Origin of the sequence: Streptomyces sp. NPDC058240, assembly GCF_042882135.1 — a bacterium.
Classification (GTDB): domain Bacteria; phylum Actinomycetota; class Actinomycetes; order Streptomycetales; family Streptomycetaceae; genus Streptomyces.
Window position 1 is genome coordinate 118,442 of sequence record NZ_JBHVWT010000015.1, and the last position, 25,577, is coordinate 144,018.

Consider the following 25,577-nt stretch of genomic DNA (forward strand, 5'->3'; position numbering starts at 1 on the left):
CCGGGTCCGTGTTAGGGGTTCTTGCAGGTGTGGAGAGGGGGGAGAGCGGGCCCTGGGGTGGAAAAAAGACGGGAGTGACGTGGGCGCGGGCGGCCGCCCGGGAACAAGGGGTGTGCCCCCGGGCCGTCACCCGCCGGACAGGCCCTGGCGCTCCCGCCGGAACGCAGGGCGCCGCGTCATGCGTCGCGGTGGTCCGCGTCCCGGGAACGGAGGAACGCCAGCGTGCGGTCGAGCAGCAGCGCGGCGGCCTCGGCGTCGTAGGACGGCAGCGAGCTGTCGGCGAACAGGTGCTGATCGCCGGGATAGAGGTGCAGTTCGGCGTCGGTGGCCTCGTCGACGAGGGCGCGGGCGGCGTCCGCGTCGCCCTCGTCGGTGAACAGACGGTCCGCCTCCATGGCATGGATACGGACCGGGAGCCGCGACGGCCACGCTCCGAAGGCCGAGCTCGGGACGCAGGAGTGGACGAACACGGCGCCGAGTGCCCCCGGCCGGGTCTGAGCCAGCTTCTGGGCCGGCAGCACGCCGAGGGAGAACCCGATGTGGACCAGCTCCTCCGGTGAGTCCGCCGCCGCCCGGACGCCGCGGTCGAGCAGCTCGTCGAAGCCGGTCCTCTCCGCGTACGCCAGCCCCGCGTCCAGGGTGTCGAAGGTGTGGCCCTCGTACAGGTCGGGGGTGTGCACGATGTGCCCTTCGCCGCGCAGCGCGTCGGCGAAGGCGATCACCCCGGGGGTCAGGCCCTGGGCGTGATGAAACAGGAATACTTCGGCCACCGTGAGCCTCCAACAGCTTCCGGACAGGGATTGATCCATGAATCTAGAAGGTCCGGGCGCGTTGACCAACCGCGGCTTCCCGGGCCACGGAAGGTTCCATTGGCCAACGGCGGCTTCCCGGGCCACGGACCCGACGACCGGACCGCGCGGCCGACCGCCTCCTCACTCCTCGGGCGGGGGCCCCAGAAGCACCGGCCAGCCGTAATCGGCGTCGAGCATGCGATCCGGAGCCCCGGTGAACACCGCGGTCGCGGGCGCCGCCCGCGCGTAGAGTTCCGGGTCCGTCTCGGTCTCCGCCCGGAGAACCAGCAGCGCCTCCGGGTCGGCGGCCGAGCGGCCGGGGAACGCCGCAAGGTCCGCACCCGTCTGCCCGAGCGCGGACGGGTACACGGCGATGTCGACCGTCAGGCGGCGGCCGTCGAGGGTGTGTTCGGCCCAGCCGTCGGTCCCCGCCAGGAACAGGACGCCGTCGCCCTCGTAGCAGTGGTCACCGAGCCGGGCGACGGCACGCTCGCCGGGTGAGCCCTCCGGGTCGACGCAGAGCGTCACGACGGGCACATCGGGCTCGTCGGGGTTGACGCCGGGACGGATGTGGAGCCGTGCCATGGGCGGCCTCCGGTGACGGTGACGGGTGGGGCAGGTGGGGGACCAGTACAGCACGACGGCCCCGGCGTCCGGACCGCGGGCGGCCTCGGATGTCCGCCGGTCCGTCCGCCCACGCGGAACCGCCCAACGCCCTGGCTTCCGCGCCGTGTTCACCCGGGCGAACGGCCGGCGGGTCCCGGTCGATCCAGTCCGTCGCACCGAAGATCGATCGAGCGGATTCGCTACGAGGGGTAGGCCCGCACGGCACTCTTGCTATACGTTCCGTCCAACAGCTTGCTAGACATGGTGTCTAACAAGCGAGGGAGGCGCTCGGCAGCCACAGATCCCATCGAGCGCGCACGGGATGGGGTCACGGCCGGCCGGCGTGGAGTCGATCAGTCGATTCGAGGAGCCGCACCATGGCAAGCAGCACCGTTCGGCCGGAGGACCAGGACCGGCTCGACGAGCACGACGTCGCACGGCGCCTGCTCGACTCGTCGGCGAAGCTCTCGTACGACCCGGTCACCGAGGTGGACTGGGACACCCCGCTGGACAGGGACTTCCACGGTGCGAGCCCGGAGTGGAGCACGCTCTACGGCACCGCGTACTGGAACGAGTTGACGGACGCGCAGCGCAAGGAACTGACGCGACAGGAGGCCGCTTCGGTGGCCAGCACCGGCATCTGGTTCGAGATGATCCTGCAGCAGATGGTGCTGCGCGACATCTACACGACGGACGCGACCGACCCGCGGTTCCAGTGGGCCCTCACGGAGATAGCCGACGAGTGCCGGCACTCCATCATGTTCGCCCGCGGGGCGGCGAAGCTGGGCGCCCCCGCCTACCGGCCGCGCCGCGCGGTGGTCGAGCTCGGCCGGGCGTTCAAGACTCTCGCGTTCGGCGAGACCGCGTACGCGGCGATCCTGGTCGCCGAGGAAGTGCTCGACGTCATGCAGCGGGACTGGATGCGGGACGAACGGGTCGCGCCGTTCGTACGCACCATCAACAACATTCATGTCGTGGAGGAGTCACGGCACATGAAGTTCGCCCGCGACGAGACCCGCAAGCGGCTCCGGCACGCGGGCCCTCTGCGCCGGCAGATCAACGCGTTCGTGATCGCCGTCGCGTCCTACTTCATCGTCACCAGCATGGTGAACCGGCAGGTCTATGCGAACGCCGGGCTCGACACCCGGCGCGCGGTCGCCGAGGCCGGTGCGAACGAGCACCACAAGTCCCTGATGCGCTCCAGCTGTTCGGGCCTGATGGAGTTCCTGGCCTCGGCCCGCCTCCTCACCAAGCCCGCGCTGGCTCTCTACAAGCGCGCCGACCTGATCTGATCCGAGCCGAGCGACCCGAGCTGACGAGATGACCTACGCGATCACCCAGACCTGCTGCAACGACGCCACCTGCGTCGCCGTGTGCCCCGTCAACTGCATCCATCCGACACCGCAGGAGCGGGCGTTCGGCAGCACGGAGATGCTGTACGTCGACCCGAAGTCCTGTATCGACTGCGGTGCCTGTGCCGACGCGTGCCCGGTCGACGCCGTCTTCCCGGTGGACAGCCTGCCCGCCGCGCAGCAGGGCTACGCCGCGATCAACGCGGCGTACTTCGCCGGGCAGGAGCCCGAACAGGGCGGCCGGGGCCCCAACTTCCACCACTGGGACGCGCCGTCGTTCGAGCGCGGCCTGCCGTCCGACTTCGCGCCGATCCGCGTCGCGGTCGTCGGTACGGGCCCGGCGGGCATGTACGCCGCCGAGGACCTGCTGCTGCACACCAACGCCGAAGTGACTCTGGTCGACCGGCTGCCGGTGGCCGGCGGGCTCGTCCGGTACGGCGTGGCGCCCGACCACCCCGCGACCAAGAAGGTGGGCGAGACCTTCGCACGCTTCCACACCCACCCCCGGGTACGGATGCACCTGGGAGTGGAGATCGGCAAGGACATCACCGCGGAGGAGCTCGCCGCCCACCACGACGCGGTCGTCTACGCGGTGGGCGCCTCCACCGACCGCCGCATCGGCATCCCGGGCGAGGAGCTGCCGGGCAGTATCTCGGCGACCGCGTTCGTGGCCTGGTACAACGCCCACCCCGAGGTCGCGCCGGACACCGTCGACCTGTCCTCGGAACGGGTGGTCGTGGCCGGAAGCGGCAATGTCGCCCTCGACGTCGCCCGCATCCTCGTCGCGGATCCGTCGGCCCTGGCAGGCACGGACATCGCGGATCACGCGCTGGCGGCACTGCGCGACTCGAAGGTGCGCGAGGTGGTCCTGCTCGGCCGGCGCGGCCCGGAGCACGCGGCGTACAGCACCTCCGAGTTGCTCGCCCTCAAACATCTGCCCGGCGTGGAACTGGTCGTCGACGACCACGATCCGCGGACCGGCTCGACGATCGACGGCGCGGCCCCGGACGAGAAGGCGGGCCTGCTGCGGGGCGTGACCCGCGAGACGGTGGACTGGTCGCGCACACCGGCGCCGGGACGGCGCATCGTCTTCCGGTTCCACTCCGCACCTGTCCGGGTGCTCGGCGACGACAGCGTGCGGGCCGTGCGTGTGACAGGAGATCCGGGCGAGCTGGACCTTGCGGCCGGCACGCTTCTGCGGGCGGTCGGCTACCGCGGCGTGCCCGTCGCGGGGCTGCCCTTCGACGAGGCCACCGGCACCGTCCCGCACGAGGGCGGCCGCGTGACGGGGATGCCGGGGACCTACGTCGTCGGCTGGATCAAGCGCGGGCCCTCGGGCGGCATCGGGGCCAACCGCGCCTGCGCCGCCGAGACCGTCGGCACGCTCCTGGACGATGCCGTCGCAGGCGCCCTGCCCTCACCGGCGCCCGCGCCCAAGGCGTTCCTCCGTCTGGCCCGGAGCCGCAGCCGCCATGTCGTCGACGCCAAGGGGCTGGCCGCCATCGACCGGGCCGAGCTGGCGCGTGGCCGCGACGGCGGACGCCCGCGGGTCAAATTCGACACGGTGCCGGAGCTGGTCGCGGCGGCGAAGGGCAGCCGCTGGAAACTGTCGAGCTGAAACACCCGGACGGTGCCGGGCAGGCCCCGTCCGCAGGCCCCCCTCGACATCCCGGTTCGGGCACGGTCCGCGGTGGCCGGTACGCGGCACGGGTCGTCGCCGTCGACGCGTACGGGAACGCCTCCCCGGCCGCTTCGCTGACCTTCCGCTAGTTGCGGAGCGAGACCGGGTTCGGGACCGGGCGGCTCCCTCCCTGGGGTGCCGTCCGGTCCCTGTCCTGCCGGGCGGTCAGGTCGCGTCGGGATCGACCGCGACCCGCCCCTTGGCGCGCCTGCCGACCACGGCCGCCGCCGCGACAGCGCTGCCCGCGAAGACCAGGGCGACCATCCACGGCTGGTTGAAGACATGCCGGGTGGCATGGTCGACGGAGTAGCGGCCGGGCCCGGTCAGGCCGATCGCCGTGGCGGTGAAGCCGAGGAACGCCGGGTACTCGTAGCCACCGCCCTGCGCGAAGAAACCGGCGGGCGCGTGGACGGCCACGGCGCCCGCCATCGCCCCGGCCGCGGCAGCGCCGGCCGCCGGGGTGGCGAGGCCGAGGGCCAGCAGCGCTCCGCCACCCGCCTCGCCGAGCCCGGCGGCGACCGCGCTGTGCTTCGGCGGGTGGAAGCCCATCGCCTCCATCGCGGCGGTGGTTCCTTGGATGCCTCCGCCGCCGAACCAGCCGGCCAGCTTCTGGGTGCCGTGCGCGGCCAGTACGGCGCCGGTGCCGACGCGCAGGACGAGCAGGCCGAGGTCACGCCGATCGAGGCAGGCCATGGGGTGTCTCCGCAGGGGTTCGGGGGTGGTCCGGGTGTGAGGGGGCAGCCGCGCCGCGTCGGTCGGATGCCTCGGTTCCACTTTCCTTGGCGCGGGGCGCCGACGGGTCCTGGTGTTAGGCCGTCCGGGGGACGGCCCCGTGCGTGGTGCTGAGACGCACACCATTATGCAACTTGTTGCACAATGGCGTTCCGGTCGTCTACAACTGGCGCAGACGACACTGCGCGAGGAGCCGCCGCATGAGCCCGTACCCGAATCTGCTGAGCCCCCTGGACCTGGGGTTCACCACGCTCCCCAACCGGGTGCTGATGGGTTCGATGCACATCGGTCTCGAAGAGGTCGAGCGCGGCTTCGAGCGGATGGCCGCCTTCTACGCGGAGCGCGCCCGGGGCGGCGTCGGCCTCATGGTCACCGGTGGCATCGCCCCCAGCGCCCGGGGCTGCTCCTTCCCCGGCGGGGCCAAGATGACCACCGAGGCGGAGGCCGAGCAGCATGCGCGGGTCACCGCGGCCGTACACGAGGCCGGCGGCCGGATCGCCATGCAGATCCTGCATTTCGGCCGGTACGCGCACCACCGCGACCTGGTGGCGCCGAGCGCGATCCAGGCACCGATCAGCGCCTTCACCCCGCACGCCCTCACCGAGGACGAGGTCGAGGAGACCATCGAGGACTTCGTCAGGGCGGCCGGGCTCGCGCGCCGCGCCGGGTACGACGGGGTTGAGATCATGGGCTCCGAGGGCTATCTGATCAACGAGTTCATCGCCGCCGCCACCAATCACCGCACCGACCGCTGGGGCGGCTCGTACGAGAACCGCATCCGGTTCCCCGTCGAGATCGTGCGCCGGGTCCGTGAGCGGGTCGGCAGCGACTTCATCCTGATCTACCGGCTGTCGATGCTGGACCTGGTGCCGGGCGGTTCCTCGCTGGAGGAGGTCGTGCGGCTCGCCCGCGAGATCGAGTCGGCCGGCGCGACGATCATCAACACGGGGATCGGCTGGCACGAGGCCCGTATCCCGACCATCGCCACCTCGGTGCCGCGCGGCGCCTACACCTGGGTCACGGAGAAGGTGCGCGGGGCCGTCTCCGTGCCGCTGGTGACGAGCAACCGCATCAACACGCCCGAGGTCGCCGAGCAGATCCTCGCCTCGGGGCGGGCGGACATGGTGTCGATGGCCCGGCCGTTCCTCGCCGACCCCGACTTCGTCGCCAAGGCAGCCGAGGGCCGCGCCGACGCGATCAACACCTGCATCGGCTGCAACCAGGCCTGCCTGGACCACATCTTCAGCGGCAAGGTCACCTCCTGCCTGGTCAATCCGCGTGCCTGCCACGAGACCGAGCTCACCCTGTCGCCGACCCGGACCGTGAAGCGGGTGGCGGTCGTGGGCGCCGGGCCCGCCGGTCTCGCCTGCGCCGTCTCGGCGTCCGAGCGCGGGCACGAGGTGACACTGTTCGACGCGGCCGAGGAGATCGGCGGCCAGCTGAACGTGGCGCGCAGGGTTCCCGGCAAGGAGGAGTTCGACGAGACGCTGCGCTACTTCCGTACCCGGCTCCGGGAGGAGAAGGTCGAGCTCCGGCTCGGTACGCGGGTCACGGCCGGCGCCCTCGACGGTTTCGACGAGGTCGTCCTCGCCACCGGTGTCACCCCGCGCTCCCCCGCGATCCCGGGCCGGGACCACCCCAGCGTGGTCGGCTACCTCGATGTCCTGCGCGGCGGGGCGCAGGTCGGCGAACGGGTCGCGATCATCGGGGCGGGCGGAATCGGCTTCGACGTCGCCGAGTTCCTGACCGACTCGGGCGACGCGGCGAGCCGCGACCCCGAGGTGTTCTTCCGGCAGTGGGGCGTCGACACCGACTACCGCGACCGCGGCGGTCTCCGCGCCCCGGAGCGTCCGAGGACCCCCCGGACCGTCCACCTGATCCAGCGCAGGGCCGGCAAGGTCGGCGCGGGGCTGGGGAGGACGACCGGCTGGATCCACCGCACCGAGCTGCGGCACCGCGGCGTCACGACGATCGCGGGCGCCGCCTACGACCGGATCGACGACGACGGCCTGCACCTCACGGTCGACGGCGAGCAGCGCCTCCTGCCCGTCGACACGATCGTGCTCTGCGCGGGCCAGGAACCGCGCCGAGACCTGTACGAGGAGTTGCTCGCCGCGGGCCGTACGGCGCATCTCATCGGCGGCGTCGACGTGGCGGCCGAGCTGGATGCCAAGCGGGCGATCCGCCAGGGCACGGAGCTCGCGGCTTCGCTGTGACCGACGGCCTCGTGGCGCAGGGGCCGCGGGGCCACTGCGTCGTCGGGCCACGGCCGGCCGTCCATAGGATGCACCCCATGTCTCTCCCGCACGCGATTCTCACCGCCCTGCTCGAGAAGCCGTCCTCGGGACTGGAGCTGACCCGCAGGTTCGACCGGTCGATCGGCTACTTCTGGTCCGCCACGCACCAGCAGATCTACCGCGAGCTGGGCAAGCTGGAGCAGGCCGGGCAGATCCGGGCGCTGCCCTCGGAGCAGCCCGCCCGTGGGCAGAAGAAGGAGTACGAGGTGCTGCCGGCGGGCCGCGAGGCGCTCTCCGCCTGGGTGGCCCGCTCCGAGGACCCCAAGCAGGTCCGGGATCCGCTGCTGCTGCGCATGCGGGCCGCGGCGGTCGTCGGGGCACCTGGTCTGGACGCGGAACTCCGTCGCCACCTGGGGCTGCATCGCCGGCAGCTGGCGGAGTACCTGGAGATCGAGGAGCGCGACTTCCCGCCCGAGCGGAACTCCGAGGAGGACCGGCTGAGGCATCTGGTCCTGCGCGGCGGCATCGATCTGGAGAACTTCTGGATCGGCTGGCTGACGCGGGCACTGGATCAGGACGAGAAGCCGGGTCCGTAGACGGGTTGCTTCCGAACGTGACAGTTGGGCGGCAAATATCACGTCCCCGCGACACACCACCGGCCGACAGGCATCGCTTCCGCGCGCTACGAACCGCCCACCGGTGCCCGGCCCAGTTCCGGTCGCAACGCCGGCTGGTCCATCGGACCCCGGCTCGCGATGACGACACGTGACGGCGATCCGGCCCCGGGCTTCGGCTCGCCCCCGGCCGTACCGGCGACGGCCGTACCGGCGACGGCCGGGGTCTCCGCCTGGGCACGGCTGAGCAGGATCACGCCCCGGACGGCCGCCGCCGTCCCGAGCAGGGCCAGGAACAGGCTGGTCGTCCCGCCCTGGAGGCGTTCGCCGAGCAGGGCCAGGCCGATGGCCGCCGCGGCCACCGGATTGGCGAGTGTGACGACCGCCAGCGGTGCGCCCAGGCCGCCTCGGTAAGCGGTCTGGGAGAGCAGCAGCCCGCTCATCGCGAACGCGGAGACCAGCAGCGCGACGACGACCAGACGCCAGCTGAACAGCGGACCGGTGTGGTCGGTGACGGAGACGGTCAGGGTCTGGGTGAGCGCGGACGCGACCCCGGAAGTGATGCCGGACGCGGCGGCGTGCCGCAGGCCGGGGCGCGCTCCAGGCCTGCTGAGTCCGGCGACGACGGCCATGGTCCCCGCCCCGACGGCCAGCGCCTCGGGCAGGCTGAGTGTTTCGTGCGGGGCGGCGCCGCCCGCGGTCATCAGCAGGGCACCGAGACCGAGCAGGGTGAGGATCGTGCCGCGCCATTCGATCCTGGTGACCCGGCGCCCGGCGGTCCTGGCACCCAGCGGGACGGCGGCGACCAGGGTGAGGGCGCCGAGCGGCTGGACGAGGGTGAGCGGTCCGTGCTTGAGCGCCGCGACATGCAGCAGCGCGCCACCGGCGTTCAGCGCGACCGCCGACCACCAGGCGCCTCGCCCGAGCAGCCGCAGCACCCCGGCGTCCGGTTCGGTCCGCCCGGCGAGCCGGGCCTGCGCCACCGCGGCCGAGGCGTAGGCGGCGGCGGAGACCAGGGACAGCGCGACGGCCATCACGGTGGCGTTCATCGCCGGGCTCCGGTCGAGGCGTACGGGGACGCGGAGTACGTCTGCGATCCGGCGTACGCGGCCGGAACGGCGGCCTCGGCGGCGTACGGCACGGCCGACGGCGCGGGTCCGCCCGCCGTGGCCGGCCACGGGAGAGGTGCCCGCACCGGATCCGTGCGCGGCAGCCGCAGTGCCGCGAAGGCCACCGCGAGCAGTGCGGAGACCACGATCGAGTCGAGCCAGTAGTGGTTGGCCGTGCCGACTATCACCACCAGGGTGACGAGCGGATGCAGCAGCCACAGCCAGCGCCACCGCGTCCGGGTCGCGACGATCAGCCCGACGGCGACCATCACCGACCAGCCGAAGTGCAGCGAGGGCATCGCGGCGAACTGGTTCGCCATCGAGTCCGTCGCCGGCGTCGCCCCGTACACCGTCGGTCCGTACACCTGGCCGGTGTCGACCAGTCCGGCGGCGGCCAGCAGCCGCGGCGGGGCGAGCGGGAAGAGCAGATGGAGGGCGAGCGCGGCGCCGGTGAGCGCGGCGAGGATGCGGCGTGACCAGACGTAGTGGCGCGGGCGGCGCCAGTAGAGCCACCCGAGGAAGAGCAGCGTGGCCGGGAAGTGCACGGTCGCGTAGTAGGTGTTCGCGAGGTGGATCAGCGTCTCGTCGTGCAGCAGCAGGCTCTGCACGGCGCCCTCGCCGGGCAGGTGCACGGAGCGTTCGAAGTCCCAGACGTGCCCGGCGTTGCGATACGCCTCGTCGACATGACCGTTCGCGGCCTGTCGGCCGAGCTTGTAGATCACGAAGAGTCCCACGACCAGAAGCAGCTCGCGGACGAGGGGCGGTCGGGCAGAACTGTCCGGCTCCCGACCTGCTGGCTCGCTACCGGCGTACATCACCCGGTGCCCCTTTGCTGACGAAGCGGTGTTACGGCGGCATGGTCCAGTCCATGCCGTATCGATACGCCAGTGTACCGATACGCGAACGTATCGGTACACGCGCGTATCGGTACACTGGCGTATCGAAGGACCTCGTCGCAGCTTCGCCGAGAGGGAAGACACATGTCGCCGCAGGATGTCGCACAGGAACCGGCACACACGCCGCGCCGCTCGAAGATCACGCCGGAGCGGGCGCAGGAGTTCTACGCGGCCGTGCTCGACATGCTGAGAGAGTCCGGTTACGAGGCACTCACCATGGAGGGGGTCGCCTCGCGGACCCGCTGCGGCAAGTCCACGCTCTACCGGCAGTGGGGCTCCAAGCCCGAACTGGTCGTGGCCGCACTGCACGGCACCCGGCAGGCACTGCTTCCGCACATCGACACCGGCACGCTCGCGGGGGACCTCCGCGAGGCGGCGCGGGCGATCGGCGAGGGCTCGGGACGCGACACTCCGCTGATGCACGCGCTCAGCCATGCCGCGCTGCAGAGCCCCGAACTGCTGTGCGCACTGCGCGAGGCGCTGATCGTGCCCGGAATGGCGTCGATCGACGCCATGGTCCGGCGCGGTGCGGAGCGCGGCGAGATCCCGGCGGACAACCCGGCGGCGGAGTTCGTCTCCGCACAGCTCCTGGGCGTGATGCGCGCCCGGCCGCTGCTGGAGGGAAAGAACGTGGACGAGGCGTACCTCACCCGCTTCGTGGAGAACGCGATCCTTCCCTCACTCGGACTGGGCGCGTCCGCGCCCGAGCGTGCGCGCCAGACGCCGCGCGACAGACGGCAGTTTGACGACAGGACCTAGTCCCGACAGACGTGGGCCGTTGTCCGAGCGGATGACGACGACCCGCCGGCGCCGCACCGTGGGGACGGGGGCGGCGCACCATCCGGGCGGCCGGTGACCCCTCGGGGAGTCACCGGCCGCCCGCGGTTGCACCTCCTCTCGCCACATCCGCCCGGCAGGAGCGGCGACTACCCCACCAAACAAACAGTTGGTAGATTTACCGACCGATCGGCACGGACTTCGACTGCACGCGCATTCCGGAAAACGGCGGGGGCGAACCATGGACATCGGCAATCCCATCGACTTCACAGGGCGGGCCGTGATCGTCACCGGCGGCACGAAGGGCATCGGCGCCGTGATCGCCGAGGCGTTTCTCGCCGCCGGCGCGGATGTACTGGTCTGCGGTCGCGGCGAACCGCCGGAGCTGCCCGGGAGCGGCACCCGCCGGGCGCACTTCCGGCGGACCGACGTACGCGACCCGGCCGAGGCCGCCGCTCTGGTCGACGTGGCGATGGAACGCTTCGGACGGCTGGACGTGCTCGTCAACAACGCGGGCGGCTCCCCCGACGCCGACGCGGCCACCGTGTCACCGCGTTTCGTCGAGCGGATCGTCGCCCTCAACCTGCTGGCCCCGTTCTACGTGTCGCAGGCCGCCAACCGGGTCATGCAGGGGCAGGGCGACGGGGGTTCGGTCGTCAACATCGGCAGCGTCTCCGCGCACACCCCGCAGCCGGGCACGGCCGCGTACACGGCGGCGAAGGCCGGACTGCTGGCGCTGACCCGGGCACTGGCCCTGGAATGGGCGCCGAAGGTGCGCGTCAACCACATCACGACCGGACTCGTCCGCACGCAGAGCGCGGCATCGGTCTACGGCGAGGACGATGGCGCCGCGGTGGCCGGGGTCGTCCCGATGCGACGGATGGCGGCGCCGGACGACGTGGCGCGCGCCTGCCTGTATCTGACGGGCGGCCTGGCCTCCTACGTCAACGGCGCCGATCTGGCGGTGCACGGCGGCGGCGAGGTGCCGGCCAGATTCCTCGCGGCGAAGGGCTGCCGGAGCGGCGACCGGCCGGAGACGGTCCGTCCACGGGGGCCGCGCTGACCGAAGCGGGCAGCCGACCTTTCTCGTCCTCTTGATGATAATCAACATCCCCGTTATCGTCCCCATGACGAGAATAAAGGGGGCCGACATGGCCGACATCACCAGGCGCTTCGGCTGGCGCCATCTGCGCTCCGCGCCCACCGCGCACATCCGCCACCACAAGCGCGGCCGACTCGCCCACGACGGGCCGGGACTGAGCTTCTGGTACCGCTCGCTCACTGCCGCGCTCTCGGAAGTCCCGGTGAACGACCGGGAGTTGGCGATGGCGTTCCACGCCCGTACGTCCGACTTCCAGGACGTCACCGTGCAGGCCACCGTGACGTACCGGATCAGCGAACCGGCCGAGGCCGCCGCCCGGCTGGACTTCTCGGTCGACCCGGACACCGGGGTCTGGCGCGGCGCGCCGCTGGAGCAGATCGCCACCCTGCTCACCGAGACCGCCCAGCAGCACACCCTGGACGTACTGGCCAGGACGGCGCTGGCCGAGGCACTGGTCGACGGAGTCGCCTCGGTACGCGACCGGGTCGCCGCGGGGCTCGCCGCCGAACCGCGGCTGCCCGCCACCGGCATCGACGTGGTCGCGGTACGGGTGGTGGCGATCCGCCCCGAGGCCGAGGTGGAGCGCGCCCTGCGCACCCCCGCCCGCGAGCAGATCCAGCAGGAGGCCGACCGGGCCACCTACGAACGCCGCGCCGTGGCCGTGGAACGGGAACGGGCCATCGCCGAGAACGAGCTCGCCAGCCAGATCGAACTGGCACGCAGGGAGGAGCAGTTGGTCGAGCAGCGCGGCACCAACACCCGCCGCGAGGCGGAGGAGCACGCGGCGGCCGACGGGGTGCGCGCCGAGGCGGAGGCGGCCCGCACGGTGCGGCTGGCCCGCGCCGAGGCCGAAGCCGCCCGTGAGGTCGGCGCCGCGCGGGCCGAGTCCCAGGCGGCCTGGCTGCGGGTGCACGGCGAGGTGGACACCGCGACCCTGCACGCCCTGGCAGCGACCAGTCTCGCCGAGAACCTGCCGCACATCGACAACCTCACCCTCTCCCCCGACGTGCTCACCGGCCTGCTCAGCAAGCTCGGCAGCGCCGGCCCGGAGACCCGGGCATGAGCCTCGCCCCGCGCGCGGTACTGGTCCACCGCACCACCGAGTACGAGGAGTTGCTGGCCCGGCACGGCACGCACGGGCAGGCCGCCTTCTTCCTCTCCAGCCGCGGCCGGTCCATCGACGAGGTGGCGCGGCGGCACCGGCGGACCCAGCAGGCGCTCGCCGATGTGGCGGCGGCCGTGCCGCTCCAGTGGCGTCAGTCGCGGGTGGAGCGTGCGGACCTCGACCGTTTCCTGTTCGGACCGGAGGACGTGGTGGTCGTCGTCGGCCAGGACGGGCTGGTCGCCAACGCCGCCAAGTACCTCTCCGGCCAGCCCGTCGTGGGCATCGACTCCGAACCCGGACGCAATCCGGGCGTGCTCGTCCGCCACCGGCCCCGCGACGCGGCCGCCCTGCTCCGGGCGGCCGGGTCCCCAGGCGGCGCGGCGGACGAACTCACCATGGTCGAGGCGGTGGCCGACGACACCCAGCGCCTCCTCGCCCTCAACGAGATCTACCTCGGCCCGCCCGGCCATCAGACCGCCCGCTACCGGCTCGGCCCGGACGCCCCCGACGCCGCCGCCGAGTCGCAGGCCTCCTCCGGCGTGCTCGTCGGGACCGGCACCGGCGCCACGGGCTGGCTCCGCTCGCTGTGGCAGGAACGCCGCAGCGAGCTGCACCTCCCGGCGCCCACCGACCCCCGACTCCTCTGGTTCGTCCGCGAGGCCTGGCCGTCCCCCGCGACCGGCACCTCGCTGGTCGCGGGCGAGCTGGGGCGCGGGCAGGGGCTGAGGCTCACCGTCGAGTCGGACCGGGTGATGGTCTTCGGCGACGGGATGGAGACGGACGCACTGGAGCTGACATGGGGTCAGACGGTACGGCTCGGCATCTCGGGGACATCGCTGCGGCTGGCCGTCTGAGAGCCTGTCGGGTGACCTCTGATCGGGCGGCGACGCGGTTGTCCGTAGGCTGCCCCCGTACGACCGGAGTGCCGGGCCTCGTGTCCATGGCACTCCCCCACCTGCGAGGAGCACAGGGAGCACCATGAAGACCACGCCCGCGGACACCTCTTCCCGCAACACCCGTCCACCGCAGGCGCAGGCGGCGCTCGGCGTGGGGGTGATCGTGCAGGACGAACGGGGGCGGGTCCTCCTCGGCAGGCACCACGGCGGGACCTGGGAGCTGCCGGGCGGCAAGGTCGACCCGACCCACGAGTCCATCGCCGAGGCCGCAGCCCGTGAGCTCCGGGAGGAGACGGGTCTGGAGGCCGACGCGGAGAACGTACGCGTATTCGCCATGCTCCACGACGTGGTCGGGGGGATCAACCGCGTGTCGATGGGCGCCGCAGTGACCGTGCGGTCGGGAAGCCCGCAGGTGACCGAGCCCCATCTCATCAGCACCTGGCAGTGGACCGCACTCGACGCCCTGCCGGAACCGTTGTTCGGTCCCTCCGCCCAAGTGCTCGCGGCCTGGCGCCCCGATCTTCCGATCGAGCATCCGCCCGCGCACCGGCTGGCCGTCACGGACGTCGTGGACGGCGCATAACCTTGCCCCATTAACCATTTGCCTAGCAGTCGTAGGCAGAGTTAGCGTCCCTCGCATGAAGGCCGTGAGTGAGCAGGACATCCGCGCATCGTTCATCAACTGCTCCAAGGGGGAGGCCAAGCGTCTGCCGCTGCCCCGCGACCTCGACGAGCAGCCCTGGGACGATCTGGACTTCCTGGGGTGGCGGGATCTCTCCGCCCCCGGACGCAGCTATATCGTCACCGAACGCGACGGCGAACTCATCGGCGCGACGCTCCGCTTCCCCTCCCAGCAACGCGGCTTCCTCCATCGGAGCATGTGCTCCCTGTGTCTCACCACACACCCGGGGAGCGGCGTCTCGCTGATGACCGCCCGGAAGACCGGCGCCGCGGGGCGCGAGGGCAATTCGGTCGGCCTGTACATCTGCACCGATCTCGCCTGCTCGCTGTATGTCCGGGGCAGGAAGACCCCGGCGCCCGGCGGTCGTTTCAAGGAGACCCTGACGGTGGAGGAGCAGGTGGAGCGGACCAGGGCCAATCTCGACGCGTTCCTGGGCAAGCTCTTCGGCTGAGTCGGCGGGCGGCGCGGCGCACGCCTTCAGGCCGGGGCGTCGGCGGTGAAGGTGACGGGCAGTCGCTCGGGGCCCCGCAGCCCTCCCGGTCGCCACCGCAGCTCTTCGGGCGGCACGGCCAGGGCGAGGCGGGGCAGGCGGCGCAGTACGGTGCCGATGGCGATCTGCCCCTCCAGCCGGGCCAGCGGCGCCCCGAGGCAGTAGTGAATGCCGTGCCCGAACGCGAGGTGGGCGTTGTCCTGCCGTGAGATGTCCAGGCGGTCGGGTTCGGGAAAGTGGTCCGGGTCGCGGTCGGCGATGGCCGATGCGACGAGCACGGTCGCGCCGCGCGGGATGTCCACGCCCGCGATGGTGACGTCCTCGCGCGCGAACCGGGCGATGCCGGGGTTGACCGGTCCGTCGTAGCGCAGGAATTCCTCGATCGCGCCCGGCAGCAGCGCCGGGTCGTCCCGCAGCATCCGAAGCTGGTCGGGGTGGGCGAGCAGCGCCGCGATCCCGCTGCCGATCAGGTTGACCGTGGTGATGTATCCCGCTGCCAACAGCAGGAAGGCCATGGCGATCAGCTCGTCCTCGTCCAGGCTCCGCTCCTCGTCCCGGGCGGTCACCAGCGCGCTGAGCAGGTCGTCCCCGGGGCGGGCCCGCTTCGCCCCGATGAGCCCGGTCAGATACCCGCGCAGGTGCCGCCATGCCTCTTCGGTCCGGGCCGGGTCCGGTGGCTCGGCCCCCTGCAGGACCATGTCGTCGGTCCACCGCTGGAAATCGTGCCGGTCGGTCACGGGCACGCCGAGCAGTTCGCCGATCACGGTGACCGGGAGCGGCAGCGCGTAGCTCCCGACGAGGTCGGCACGGCCGTGCGGCCCGATCTCGTCGAGCAGTCGGTCGGCGATCTCCTGGACACGGGGCCGCAGCTGGGCCACGCGGTGCGCGGTGAACGCCCTGGACACCAGCCGGCGCAGCCGGGTGTGGTCGGGGGGATCGGTGCGGAGCATGTTGCGCAGTACGGACTCGCGGTCCGTGGCGGGCAGCCGCTCGATGAGCCGGGGATCCGACGCATCGCGGACGTCGCTGCTCAGCCGCGGGTCGGACAGGGCCGCGAGGCCGTCCTCGTACCGTGTGACCAGCCATGCCTCCAGGCCGCCGGCGATGATGGCGCGCCGTACCGGGCCGTCCTCGCACAGTTGCCGGTAGACCGGGAAGGGGTCGGCGACGAAGGCCGGATCGGCGTAGGGAAGAAGGACCGGCTGCCGGCTCATCATGCCTCCCGAAGGGCACCGCACCTCTTCGCACGGATGTGTGCGCTCGGAACCATGTGCGCGCTCTTCATCCCAGCGTAGTGGGCCCGAGGCGCCCCGGGCTGCGGGTGCGGTCCCGCGCCGGTCAGGACACCGGTTCGCCGTTCCGGTGGCACCAGGTCTCCAGCAGTACCCGCCGTCCCTTTGCCTCCCGCAGGACGGGCTCGTCCGCGGTGGGCCCGAATCCGGCCGATCGCACCACGGCGGCACTCGGGGCGTTGCCGGCTTCGATCCGGAGCAGCACCCGCCTCGCGTCAAGGCGGTGAACGGCGTATGCGTTCGTGGGCGTACCGGCACAGCGGCGAGTGGCCCTTGTCCTCGATCAGAGGGTTGGCGTTGGTGGTGTAGAGCCGGACTGCGGCCGTTCAGAATCTTGGGCACGGCGGCCTGAAGGACGGGGATGGCAACCCCGACGACAGGTGGCCGCAACTCGCCGAACGCATCAAGGGCGCCGCTTCCCGAGTGCCCCGTTCCCCCGAACCCTTCGGAGCGGCCCTCCTCGGCGTTGAACGTCGGCGCGTTGATGTACGCCTCGTGCAGCGGCCCCTCCAGGCCGTCCGGTTTCACCGTCTGCCGGTGGACCCTGTCGGTGTAACTCCTCGACCGCCGCGTCGAGGGCACCGGGGTCCAATCGCTCGGTGAGGTCGATGCCGAATTCCTCGCCCATGCCGAACACGCTCTTCGCCGGCATCTTCAGGGTGAAGAAATCGGGATGCGTCTCGATGTCACAGGCCGCGCCCAGCAGTGCTTCGCGGGAGCTGCAGTACTGACGCACCGCCCCGTACCACTCGCTGCTGTGCTGATCGGTGATTCCGGAGACCAGCCCGGCGGCCGGCCCGCGCTGCGTCCGCTCCGTCGGCGCCCGATCAGCGGTGGGCTGCCCGCTCCGCCAAATGGGTGACAATACGTCAAGGCTCTCGTGCATACAGCCACTCCAATGGCTTACTGAGGTATCCGAACCGGCGGGCCGCCCATCCCTCTCCGGGGAGCGCGCCCATTGGCCGTCCGCTGACCTCGATTCAGGTGGGGCAGCGTCCGGGCGCTTTGCGTCGTGAAGGGCATCCCCGTAGAGGACTTGCAGCCGTCAGTTGCTGCCGTGGTCTGGCATCAGCTGGTGCAGCAGCGCTCCGCCGCCTCGACATCTAGGGGGCGTCATGAACGGTGTCTTCCCGGAGCAGGGATCCTCAGCCGGCGGGACGCAGGTGGTCATCGTCGGGCGCCACCTCGGCGGCGCGACCGCTGTGCACTTCGGCGCCCGCCCGGCCCTGAGCTTCATGGTCGCCGACGACCAGACCGTGAACGCGGTCGCTCCGTCGGGCAATGGCGTCGTACCCGTGAGCGTCACCACCCCCGGCGGCACCGCCACGATCGGCTCCTTCTTCTATCTCCCCGCGCCCCGCCTGTCCGGGATCGCCCCCGGTGGCGGTCCGCTGGCCGGCGGCGGCAACGTCGCTCTGACCGGCGTGAACCTGTACACCGCGCAGAGCGTGCACTTCGGGGACGCGACGGTGCCCCCGACGGTGCTCACTGACGAGCGGCTGGCCGTCGTCGCTCCTCCCGCTGCGGTGCCCAGCACGGTTCCGGTCTACGCCGTCGCGGTCGGGGGCGTCAGCAACCGGCTGCTCTACATCTACGCCGCGGTTCCGGCGGTCCTCGGCGTCACCCCGGCGAGCGGTCCCATTGCCGGCGGGACGACCGTCGTTGTCAGCGGCACCGGGCTGGCCGGCGCCATCAGCGTGACATTCGGCGGATTCGCCGCGCCCTCCTTCCGCTCCTACTCCGACACCCTGATCGTCGCCGTGACACCGCCCGGACTCACAGGGCCCGCCGCGGTCACCGTCACCACCCCCGGAGGCAGCACCACCCTTCCGAACGCCTTCACCTATCAGGCGGCGTCGGCGACCGTGGTGACCTCCGATCCCGACCCTTCCGTCTCCGGCGAGCCAGTAGCGGTCACGGCCACCGTGACGGGGATTCCGACCACTTCGGTCACGCCGACCGGCACCATCACCTTGGACTTCGGCGACGGGACGCCGGGGGTGACGGCGCCGCTCGCCGGCGGTGCGGCCACCGTCATGCACGCCTACGCCGACCCCTTGGGAAGCCCGTACTCCATCACCGCCGTCTACGACGGCGACAGCGCTTTCCACCCCTCCACCGGTACGGGCTCCCACACCGTCGCTCAGGCAGCGACGACCACGACGATCGCGGGGACGCCGGACCCCGCGGCGTTCGGTGAGGCGGTCTCCCTCAGCGCGATGGTGACCGCTGTGCCTCCAGGGGCCGGCGTGCCCTCGGGCACGGTAACGTTCACCGTCAGCGGCACGGGCGGAGGTACGTTCACCGGCACCCTGAACGGCAGCGGCATGACGACAGTCGTCGTCAGCACTCTCGGCACGGGCGAACACAACATCAGCGCCACGTACAACGGTGACACAAACTTCACCAACTCGACCGGGACCAGCACACAAAGCATCGCTCAGGCGGTGACAACGACGACGTTCACCACGTCGCCGAACCCGTCGGTGTCAGGGCAGACATTCACCTCGACCGCCGTGGTCGCCCCCGTCGCCCCGGGCGCCGGCATCCCCACCGGGACCGTCACCTTCACGCTGAGCGGCGGAGCGAGCCAGGACGCGCCGCTGGACGCCACCGGCACCGCGACCGTCAGCAGCAGCCTGACCGCCGGCGCCTACCTCGGCACCGCCCTCTACAACGGCGACCCCAACTTCACCAACTCCACGGGTACCGACACCCAGACCGTCAACCAGGCATCGACCACCACTACCATCACCTCCGCCCCCAACCCCTCACGCTTCGGGCAACCCGTCACCGTCACAGCGACAGTCGCGCCCGTGGCCCCCAGTACAGGGACGGCCACCGGTTCAGTCACCTTCACCATCGACGGCGGCGGGCCGATCGACGTGCCGTTGGACGGTTCGGGACAGGCGTCGCTTGTCACCAGCGCGCTTGCCCCCGGCGGGCATTCCGTCACCGCGATCTACAGCGGTGACACCGACTTCACCGGCTCGACCGGTACCGGTTCGCAGACTGTCGTCCAGGCAGGGACGACCACGGCGGTCACGTCCAGGCCGGATCCGTCGGTATTCGGTCAGTTGGTCACGGTCACCGCAATCGTCGAGCCCATCGCGCCGGGTGAAGGCTCGCCGACGGGCACGGTCGTCTTCACGATCGGCGGGCCCGGTGGTGGCACCTTCACCGACCCCCTGGACGCAAGCGGTACCGCCGCCGTGACCGTGAGCGGCTTGGAGGCGGGCACCCACACGGTGACCGCGGTCTACGGCGGCGACGCGAACTTCACCACCTCAACGGATACCGACACCCAGACCGTCAGCCAGGCGGCCACTTCCACAACGGTAACGTCCTCGCCCGACCCGTCCGCTTTCGGTGAGGCGGTGACGCTCACCGCGACGGTCGTTCCGGCCACACCGGGGGCAGGGACGCCGACCGGAACAGTCACCTTCACCGTCAACGGTTCAGGTGGTGGCACGCTCACCGGCACGGTGGACGCCAACGGCGTGGCCACCGCGTCCATCGACACCCTGGACTTCGGCGCCCACGCGATCACGGCCGTCTACAGCGGCAACGGCAACTTCGGCGGTTCGACCGGCACCGACTCGCACAGTGTGGTGACTCAGCCATCGACGACCACCGGGGTGACCTCCTCACCGAACCCCTCGCTCTACGGCGAGACCGTCACCTTTACCGCCATCGTCGCCCCGGTGCCACCGGCCACCGGTATCCCGACGGGCACAGTCACCTTCACCATCACCGGCTCCGGCGGCGGAACCCTCACCGGCACGCTGAACACGAGTGGCGTGGCAACCGTGACCACCAGCAGTCTGGGTGCCCAGATCCACGGCGTGACCGCTTCCTACAGCGGCGATTCGACCTTCGACCCGTCCAGCAGCAGCACGACCCATACGGTCGCCCACGCGGCCACCGCCACGGCGGTCCTCACCTCGCCGAACCCCTCACTGTTCGGGCAGCCGTTCACGGTCACGGCGACGGTCGCACCGGTCGCACCGGTCGCGCCGGGCGCGGGAGTTCCCACCGGCGCGGTCACCTTCAGCGTCGCCGGTGGGGAGACGGCGAGGGTGCCCCTGGACGCCGGCGGGGTCGCCGACTTCACCACGAGCACGCCGGCGGGAACCGGCGATCACACCATCACCGCCGTCTACAGCGGCGACGCCAACTTCACCACCTCCACGGGTACCGACACCCAGACCGTCAACCAGGCATCGACCACCACGACGGTCACCTCCTCGCCCAACCCCTCGACGTTCGGTGAGCAGATCACAGCCAGTGCGAGTGTCGCCCCGGTCGCCCCAGGCACGGGCGTCCCGACAGGGACGGTGACCTTCACGATCGGGGGTTCCGGCGGCAGTACCCTGACGGCGTCCGTCGACGTGGGCGGCACCGCCACCGTGACCACCAGCACCCTGGCGGCAGGCAGCCACACCGTGACGGCGGTCTACAACGGCGACGCCGACTTCGCCACTTCCACCGGCACCGACAGCCAGGCCGTCAGCCAGGCGGCGACCACCACGACGGTGACCTCCTCGCCCGACCCCTCGGTTTTCGGGCAGCAGTTCACGGCTACCGCAACTGTCGCCGCTGTCCCGCCCGGTGCGGGCGACCCGACGGGAGCGGTGACATTCACCATCGACGGCCCCGGCGGCGGCACGTTGACGGCACCGGTCGACGCGGGCGGCACCGCCACCGTGACCACCAGCACCCTGGCGGCAGGCAGCCACACCGTGACGGCGGTCTACAACGGCGATGCCGACTTCGCCACGTCGACGGGCACCGATACCCAGACGGTCGGTCAGACGGCCACCTCCACGACGGTGACGTCCTCGCCCGACCCTTCCGTTTTCGGGCAGCAGTTCACGGCTACCGCGACCGTCGGCGCCGTGCTGCCCGGCGCGGGTGTCCCGACGGGGACGGTGACATTCACCATCGACGGGGCGGACCCGTTCGACGTCGCAGTGGACGCCTCGGGGCAAGCGAGCATCACCAACAGCACCCTGGCAGCCGGGAGTCACACCACCACCGCCGTCTACAACGGCGACGCCAACTTCACCGGCTCCACCGGCACCGACACCCACACCGTCGCCCAGGCGGCGACGACCACGACGATCGCGGGGACGCCGGACCCCGCGGCGTTCGGTGAGGCGGTCTCCCTCAGCGCGATGGTGACCGCTGTGCCTCCAGGGGCCGGCGTGCCCTCGGGCACGGTAACGTTCACCGTCAGCGGCACGGGCGGAGGTACGTTCACCGGCACCCTGAACGGCAGCGGCATGACGACAGTCGTCGTCAGCACTCTCGGCACGGGCGAACACAACATCAGCGCCACGTACAACGGTGACACAAACTTCACCAACTCGACCGGGACCAGCACACAAAGCATCGCTCAGGCGGTGACAACGACGACGTTCACCACGTCGCCGAACCCGTCGGTGTCAGGGCAGACATTCACCTCGACCGCCGTGGTCGCCCCCGTCGCCCCGGGCGCCGGCATCCCCACCGGGACCGTCACCTTCACGCTGAGCGGCGGAGCGAGCCAGGACGCGCCGCTGGACGCCACCGGCACCGCGACCGTCAGCAGCAGCCTGACCGCCGGCGCCTACCTCGGCACCGCCCTCTACAACGGCGACCCCAACTTCACCAACTCCACGGGTACCGACACCCAGACCGTCAACCAGGCATCGACCACCACTACCATCACCTCCGCCCCCAACCCCTCACGCTTCGGGCAACCCGTCACCGTCACAGCGACAGTCGCGCCCGTGGCCCCCAGTACAGGGACGGCCACCGGTTCAGTCACCTTCACCATCGACGGTGACGGCGGTGGCAGCTTCACCGCACCCGTCGACACGGCGGGACACGCCACCGTCACGATCCGCACCCTGGAAGCCGGCAGTCACAACATCGCGGCAGTCTACAGCGGCGACACCAACTTCACCGGGTCCAGCGACAGCAACACCCACACCGTCGAACAGGCATCGACCACGACGACGGTGACCTCCGCGCCGAGTCCGTCCGCCTTCGGGCAGGCGGTGACGGTCAGCGCCACGGTGACCGCCGACCCGCCGGGGGCCGGTGTCCCCACGGGCACGGTGAGCTTCGCGATCAGCGGCACCGGCGGTGGCAACTTCACCGCACCCGTCGACGCCGCAGGACTGGCCACCGTCACGATCAACACCTTGACCGCGGGCAGCCACTCCGTCACGGCGGTCTACGGTGGCGACGCCGACTTCACCGGCTCGACCGGCACCCACACGCAAACGGTCACCCAAGCGGCGACGAGTACCACGGTCTCATCGGCGCCCGATCCCAGCGCTTTCGGCGACACGGTGACCCTGACCGCCGTCGTCGCCCCAGCCCCACCGGGGGCGGGTACGCCGACCGGCACGGTCGTCTTCACCATCAGCGGCACCGGCGGCGGCACCCTCACCGGCACGGTGAACACCAGTGGCGTGGCCACCGTAACCACCAACACCATGGGTTTCGGCACCCACGCCATCACAGCGCTCTACAGCGGAGACGCCAATTTCACGTCATCGACGGGCACCACCACACACGGTGTGGCGACGCTGCCCTCGACCGCCACCACCGTCACCTCATCCCCGGAACCGTCCGCCTACGGCCAGTCAGCCACCTTCACCGCCACCGTGAGCGCACTACCGCCGGCCACGGGTACGCCGACGGGCACGGTCACCTTCACCATCAGCGGCACCGGCGGGGGCAGCTTCCCCGGCACCCTGGACGGCAGCGGCGTGGCCACCGCCGCCATCGCCACCCTCGGCGCCGGCACACACAGCGTCACCGTCACCTACCACGGCGACCCCGCCTTCGCCCCGTCCAACGGCAGCACCACCCACACCGTCAGCCAGGCGGCAACCACCACCACCGTCACCGCCACACCCGATCCCTCCACCTACGGCCAACAAGTCACCGTCAGCGCCACAGTCGCCGCGGTCGCGCCGGGTGCCGGCATTCCCACCGGCACGGTCAGCTTCACCTCCAGCACCGGCCGTAACCTCACCGTGCCCCTCAACACGTCCGGCACAGCGACCTACACCACCGACAGCCCGCTCCAAGCCGGCACCGAGACCGTCACCGCCGCCTACAACGGCGACACCAACTTCGCCACCTCCACCAGCACTCACACCCACACCGTCAACCAGGCAACGACGACCACGACGATGACGTCGTCTCCCGATCCGTCCGTGTTCGGTCAGCCGGTGACCTTGACCGCGTCGGTCGCGGCGGTCGCGCCGGGTACGGGAACGCCCACGGGCTCGGTCACGTTCACGGTGAGCGGCGGGGGAACGGCGGTCGTTTCGCTGGATTCGGCCGGGGCGGCGACATTCGTCACTGGTCCGCTCAGCACGGGAAGTCACGCGGTCACGGCGGTCTACGGCGGTGACGCGAACTTCACGTCATCGACCGGTGGCGACACCCAGACGGTCAATCAGGCGGCGACGTCCACCACGGTCACCTCGGCGCCCGCCCCGTCCACCTTCGGGCAGACGGTGACCCTCACCGCGACGGTCGCCGCAGTTCCGCCCGGCGCGGGCGTCCCCACCGGCACCGTCAACTTCAGCATCGACGGCGCCGCCCCCGTCAGCGCGCCACTGAACGCTTCCGGACAGGCCACGGTCACCACCAGCACGCTCGCCGCCGGCAGCCACACGATCACGGCGGTCTACGGCGGCGCGGAGAACTTCTCCTCCTCGACCGGCACCGACACCCAGACCGTCAACCAGTCCGCGACCACCACCACGGCCACCTCGGTGCCCGACCCGTCCACCTTCGGGCAGACGGTGACCCTCAGCGCGACGGTCGCCGCGGTCCCGCCCGGCGCGGGCATCCCCACCGGCTCGGTGACCTTCACCATCAGCGGGACCGGCGGCGGCACCCTGACCGGCGCCCTCAACGCGAGTGGCGTGGCCACGGTCACGAGCAGCACGCTCGCTGCGGGCACCCACACGATCACGGCGGTCTACGGCGGCGCGGAGAACTTCTCCTCCTCGACCGGCACCGACACCCAGACCGTCAACACCGCACCTCCCACGGCGAGTTCACTCGTCCCCACCTCCGGCACCACTGCGGGCGGCACCGCGTTCACCCTGACCGGAACCAACCTCACCGGCGCCGCTGTCACCTTTGGCGGCACCACCGTCACCCCCGTCACCGTCAACGCTGCTGGAACCGTCCTGACCGGCACCACCCCGGCCCATGCCCCCGGCAACGTCATCGTCCAAGTCACCACCACCGCCGGAACCACAACCGTCCCAGGCGGATACACCTACACCCTGCAACGCGCCTACATCACCAACCAGAACTCGAACAGCGTGTCCGTGATCAACACGGTCACCAACCTGGTGATCGGCACCCCCATCACCGTCGGCACCAGCCCGCAGGGTGTGGCGATCACCCCGAACAGCGCCACCGCCTACGTCGCCAACTTCGCCTCGAACAGCGTCTCGGTGATCGACACTGGCAGCAACACCGTCATCAAGACCATCCTCCTGGGCACCGGCCATGGCCCGCAGGGAATGGCGATCACCCCGAACGGCGCCAGCCTCTACGTCACCAACCAAAGCTCGACCACCGTGTCCGTGATCGACACGGCCACCAACGCCGTCATCGGCGCTCCCATCACGGTCGGCACCACCCCGAGTGGTGTGGCGATCACCCCGAACGGCACCCGCGCCTACGTCACCAACTTCAACTCGGCCACCGTGTCGGTCATCAACACCGCCACCAACCTGGTCATCGGCTCTCCCATCACCGTCGGCACCAGTCCGTACGGTGTGGCGATCACCCCGGACGGCACCCGCGCCTACGTCACCAACCAGAACGCGAACAGCGTCTCAGTGATCAACACGGCCACCAACCTGGTCATCGGTGCCCCCATCGTTGTCGGTACCAACCCGCGTGGTGTGGCGATCACCCCGGACGGCACCCGCGCCTACGTCGCCAACTTCAACTCGGCCACCGTGTCGGTGATCAACACGGCCACCAACCTGGTGATCGGCTCTCCCATCGCTGTCGGCGCCAACCCGATCGGTGTGGCGGTCACCCCGGACGGCACCCGCGCCTACGTCACCAACAACGGCTCGACCACCGTGTCGGTGATCAACACGGCCACCAACCTGGTCATCGGCACCGTCACCACCGGCACTGCCCCGGACGGCGTGGCGATCACCACTTTCTGACGA

Annotated in this window: 17 protein-coding genes; 11 read left to right on the forward strand and 6 right to left on the reverse strand. The window is 71.2% G+C overall.

Going from position 1 to position 25,577, the window contains the following annotated elements:
- Positions 1–176: 176 nt before the first annotated feature.
- Both ACFVX4_RS23565 and ACFVX4_RS23570 read right to left on the reverse strand, forming a co-directional pair.
- Complete coding sequence (locus ACFVX4_RS23565) at positions 177–770, reverse strand: dienelactone hydrolase family protein (protein WP_389980514.1); 594 nt, start codon at positions 768–770, stop codon at positions 177–179.
- Between the two features lie 162 nt (positions 771–932).
- Positions 933–1,376, reverse strand: a complete 444-nt coding sequence (locus ACFVX4_RS23570) for a hypothetical protein (protein ID WP_389980516.1) — start codon at positions 1,374–1,376, stop codon at positions 933–935.
- A 398-nt stretch (positions 1,377–1,774) separates the two neighbouring features.
- On the opposite strand from ACFVX4_RS23570, the gene ACFVX4_RS23575 reads away from it, so the two are divergent.
- Together ACFVX4_RS23575 and ACFVX4_RS23580 are read left to right on the forward strand one after the other, a co-directional pair.
- Positions 1,775–2,689 carry a diiron oxygenase gene (locus ACFVX4_RS23575; RefSeq protein WP_389980517.1) on the forward strand — a complete coding sequence of 305 codons (915 nt, stop codon included), beginning with the start codon at positions 1,775–1,777 and terminating at the stop codon, positions 2,687–2,689.
- 28 nt (positions 2,690–2,717) lie between these two features.
- A complete protein-coding gene (locus ACFVX4_RS23580; RefSeq protein WP_389980519.1) occupies positions 2,718–4,367 on the forward strand; it encodes an FAD-dependent oxidoreductase in 1,650 nt (549 codons plus the stop codon).
- 228 nt (positions 4,368–4,595) lie between these two features.
- Here the strand turns inward: ACFVX4_RS23580 and ACFVX4_RS23585 are convergent, their stop codons facing one another.
- A complete protein-coding gene (locus ACFVX4_RS23585; RefSeq protein WP_389980521.1) occupies positions 4,596–5,123 on the reverse strand; it encodes a DoxX family protein in 528 nt (175 codons plus the stop codon).
- A 239-nt stretch (positions 5,124–5,362) separates the two neighbouring features.
- On the opposite strand from ACFVX4_RS23585, the gene ACFVX4_RS23590 reads away from it, so the two are divergent.
- Positions 5,363–7,378 carry an FAD-dependent oxidoreductase gene (locus ACFVX4_RS23590; RefSeq protein ID WP_389980523.1) on the forward strand — a complete coding sequence of 672 codons (2,016 nt, stop codon included), beginning with the start codon at positions 5,363–5,365 and terminating at the stop codon, positions 7,376–7,378.
- Positions 7,379–7,455: 77 nt separating this feature from the next.
- Positions 7,456–7,995 carry a PadR family transcriptional regulator gene (locus tag ACFVX4_RS23595; protein ID WP_389980525.1) on the forward strand — a complete coding sequence of 180 codons (540 nt, stop codon included), beginning with the start codon at positions 7,456–7,458 and terminating at the stop codon, positions 7,993–7,995.
- Positions 7,996–8,081: 86 nt separating this feature from the next.
- On the opposite strand, the gene ACFVX4_RS23600 is transcribed toward ACFVX4_RS23595, so the two are convergent.
- Both ACFVX4_RS23600 and ACFVX4_RS23605 read right to left on the reverse strand, forming a co-directional pair.
- Positions 8,082–9,062: a hypothetical protein gene (locus tag ACFVX4_RS23600; RefSeq protein ID WP_389980527.1), complete on the reverse strand. Its 981-nt coding sequence runs from the start codon at positions 9,060–9,062 to the stop codon at positions 8,082–8,084.
- Positions 9,059–9,940 carry a phosphatase PAP2 family protein gene (locus tag ACFVX4_RS23605; RefSeq protein WP_389980529.1) on the reverse strand — a complete coding sequence of 294 codons (882 nt, stop codon included), beginning with the start codon at positions 9,938–9,940 and terminating at the stop codon, positions 9,059–9,061. Before ACFVX4_RS23605 ends, ACFVX4_RS23600 begins: the two co-directional genes overlap by 4 nt.
- A 162-nt stretch (positions 9,941–10,102) precedes the next feature.
- Between ACFVX4_RS23605 and ACFVX4_RS23610 the strand changes: the two genes are divergently transcribed.
- The 6 genes from ACFVX4_RS23610 to ACFVX4_RS23635 all read left to right on the forward strand — a co-directional run bounded on the left by ACFVX4_RS23610 (position 10,103) and on the right by ACFVX4_RS23635 (position 15,031).
- Positions 10,103–10,777: a TetR/AcrR family transcriptional regulator gene (locus tag ACFVX4_RS23610; RefSeq protein WP_389980531.1), complete on the forward strand. Its 675-nt coding sequence runs from the start codon at positions 10,103–10,105 to the stop codon at positions 10,775–10,777.
- A 259-nt stretch (positions 10,778–11,036) separates the two neighbouring features.
- Positions 11,037–11,858, forward strand: a complete 822-nt coding sequence (locus tag ACFVX4_RS23615) for an SDR family oxidoreductase (RefSeq protein ID WP_389980533.1) — start codon at positions 11,037–11,039, stop codon at positions 11,856–11,858.
- Positions 11,859–11,946: 88 nt separating this feature from the next.
- Positions 11,947–12,960 (forward strand): SPFH domain-containing protein, encoded by a 1,014-nt coding sequence (locus ACFVX4_RS23620; protein WP_389980602.1) that lies wholly within the window; start codon positions 11,947–11,949, stop codon positions 12,958–12,960.
- Positions 12,957–13,856: a hypothetical protein gene (locus ACFVX4_RS23625; protein WP_389980535.1), complete on the forward strand. Its 900-nt coding sequence runs from the start codon at positions 12,957–12,959 to the stop codon at positions 13,854–13,856. Before ACFVX4_RS23620 ends, ACFVX4_RS23625 begins: the two co-directional genes overlap by 4 nt.
- A gap of 124 nt (positions 13,857–13,980) precedes the next feature.
- Entirely contained in the window at positions 13,981–14,481 is a 501-nt protein-coding gene (locus ACFVX4_RS23630) for an NUDIX hydrolase (protein ID WP_389980537.1), read from the forward strand.
- 55 nt (positions 14,482–14,536) lie between these two features.
- Positions 14,537–15,031, forward strand: a complete 495-nt coding sequence (locus ACFVX4_RS23635) for an FBP domain-containing protein (RefSeq protein WP_389980539.1) — start codon at positions 14,537–14,539, stop codon at positions 15,029–15,031.
- Between the two features lie 26 nt (positions 15,032–15,057).
- Here the strand turns inward: ACFVX4_RS23635 and ACFVX4_RS23640 are convergent, their stop codons facing one another.
- Positions 15,058–16,284, reverse strand: coding sequence for a cytochrome P450 (locus ACFVX4_RS23640; protein WP_389980541.1), 1,227 nt, complete (start codon positions 16,282–16,284; stop codon positions 15,058–15,060).
- A gap of 1,193 nt (positions 16,285–17,477) precedes the next feature.
- On the opposite strand from ACFVX4_RS23640, the gene ACFVX4_RS23645 reads away from it, so the two are divergent.
- Positions 17,478–25,574, forward strand: coding sequence for an Ig-like domain repeat protein (locus tag ACFVX4_RS23645; protein WP_389980543.1), 8,097 nt, complete (start codon positions 17,478–17,480; stop codon positions 25,572–25,574).
- The last annotated feature ends 3 nt before the right edge of the window (positions 25,575–25,577 follow it).

Coding starts and splice junctions, on each gene's coding strand:
- ACFVX4_RS23570 (WP_389980516.1), bottom strand. CDS start 1,376: ATGGCACGGCTCCACATCCGTCCCGGCGTCAACCCCGACGAGCCCGAT.
- ACFVX4_RS23575 (WP_389980517.1), top strand. CDS start 1,775: ATGGCAAGCAGCACCGTTCGGCCGGAGGACCAGGACCGGCTCGACGAG.
- ACFVX4_RS23580 (WP_389980519.1), top strand. CDS start 2,718: ATGACCTACGCGATCACCCAGACCTGCTGCAACGACGCCACCTGCGTC.
- ACFVX4_RS23585 (WP_389980521.1), bottom strand. CDS start 5,123: ATGGCCTGCCTCGATCGGCGTGACCTCGGCCTGCTCGTCCTGCGCGTC.
- ACFVX4_RS23590 (WP_389980523.1), top strand. CDS start 5,363: ATGAGCCCGTACCCGAATCTGCTGAGCCCCCTGGACCTGGGGTTCACC.
- ACFVX4_RS23595 (WP_389980525.1), top strand. CDS start 7,456: ATGTCTCTCCCGCACGCGATTCTCACCGCCCTGCTCGAGAAGCCGTCC.
- ACFVX4_RS23600 (WP_389980527.1), bottom strand. CDS start 9,062: ATGAACGCCACCGTGATGGCCGTCGCGCTGTCCCTGGTCTCCGCCGCC.
- ACFVX4_RS23610 (WP_389980531.1), top strand. CDS start 10,103: ATGTCGCCGCAGGATGTCGCACAGGAACCGGCACACACGCCGCGCCGC.
- ACFVX4_RS23615 (WP_389980533.1), top strand. CDS start 11,037: ATGGACATCGGCAATCCCATCGACTTCACAGGGCGGGCCGTGATCGTC.
- ACFVX4_RS23620 (WP_389980602.1), top strand. CDS start 11,947: ATGGCCGACATCACCAGGCGCTTCGGCTGGCGCCATCTGCGCTCCGCG.
- ACFVX4_RS23625 (WP_389980535.1), top strand. CDS start 12,957: ATGAGCCTCGCCCCGCGCGCGGTACTGGTCCACCGCACCACCGAGTAC.
- ACFVX4_RS23630 (WP_389980537.1), top strand. CDS start 13,981: ATGAAGACCACGCCCGCGGACACCTCTTCCCGCAACACCCGTCCACCG.
- ACFVX4_RS23635 (WP_389980539.1), top strand. CDS start 14,537: ATGAAGGCCGTGAGTGAGCAGGACATCCGCGCATCGTTCATCAACTGC.
- ACFVX4_RS23640 (WP_389980541.1), bottom strand. CDS start 16,284: ATGAGCCGGCAGCCGGTCCTTCTTCCCTACGCCGATCCGGCCTTCGTC.
- ACFVX4_RS23645 (WP_389980543.1), top strand. CDS start 17,478: ATGAACGGTGTCTTCCCGGAGCAGGGATCCTCAGCCGGCGGGACGCAG.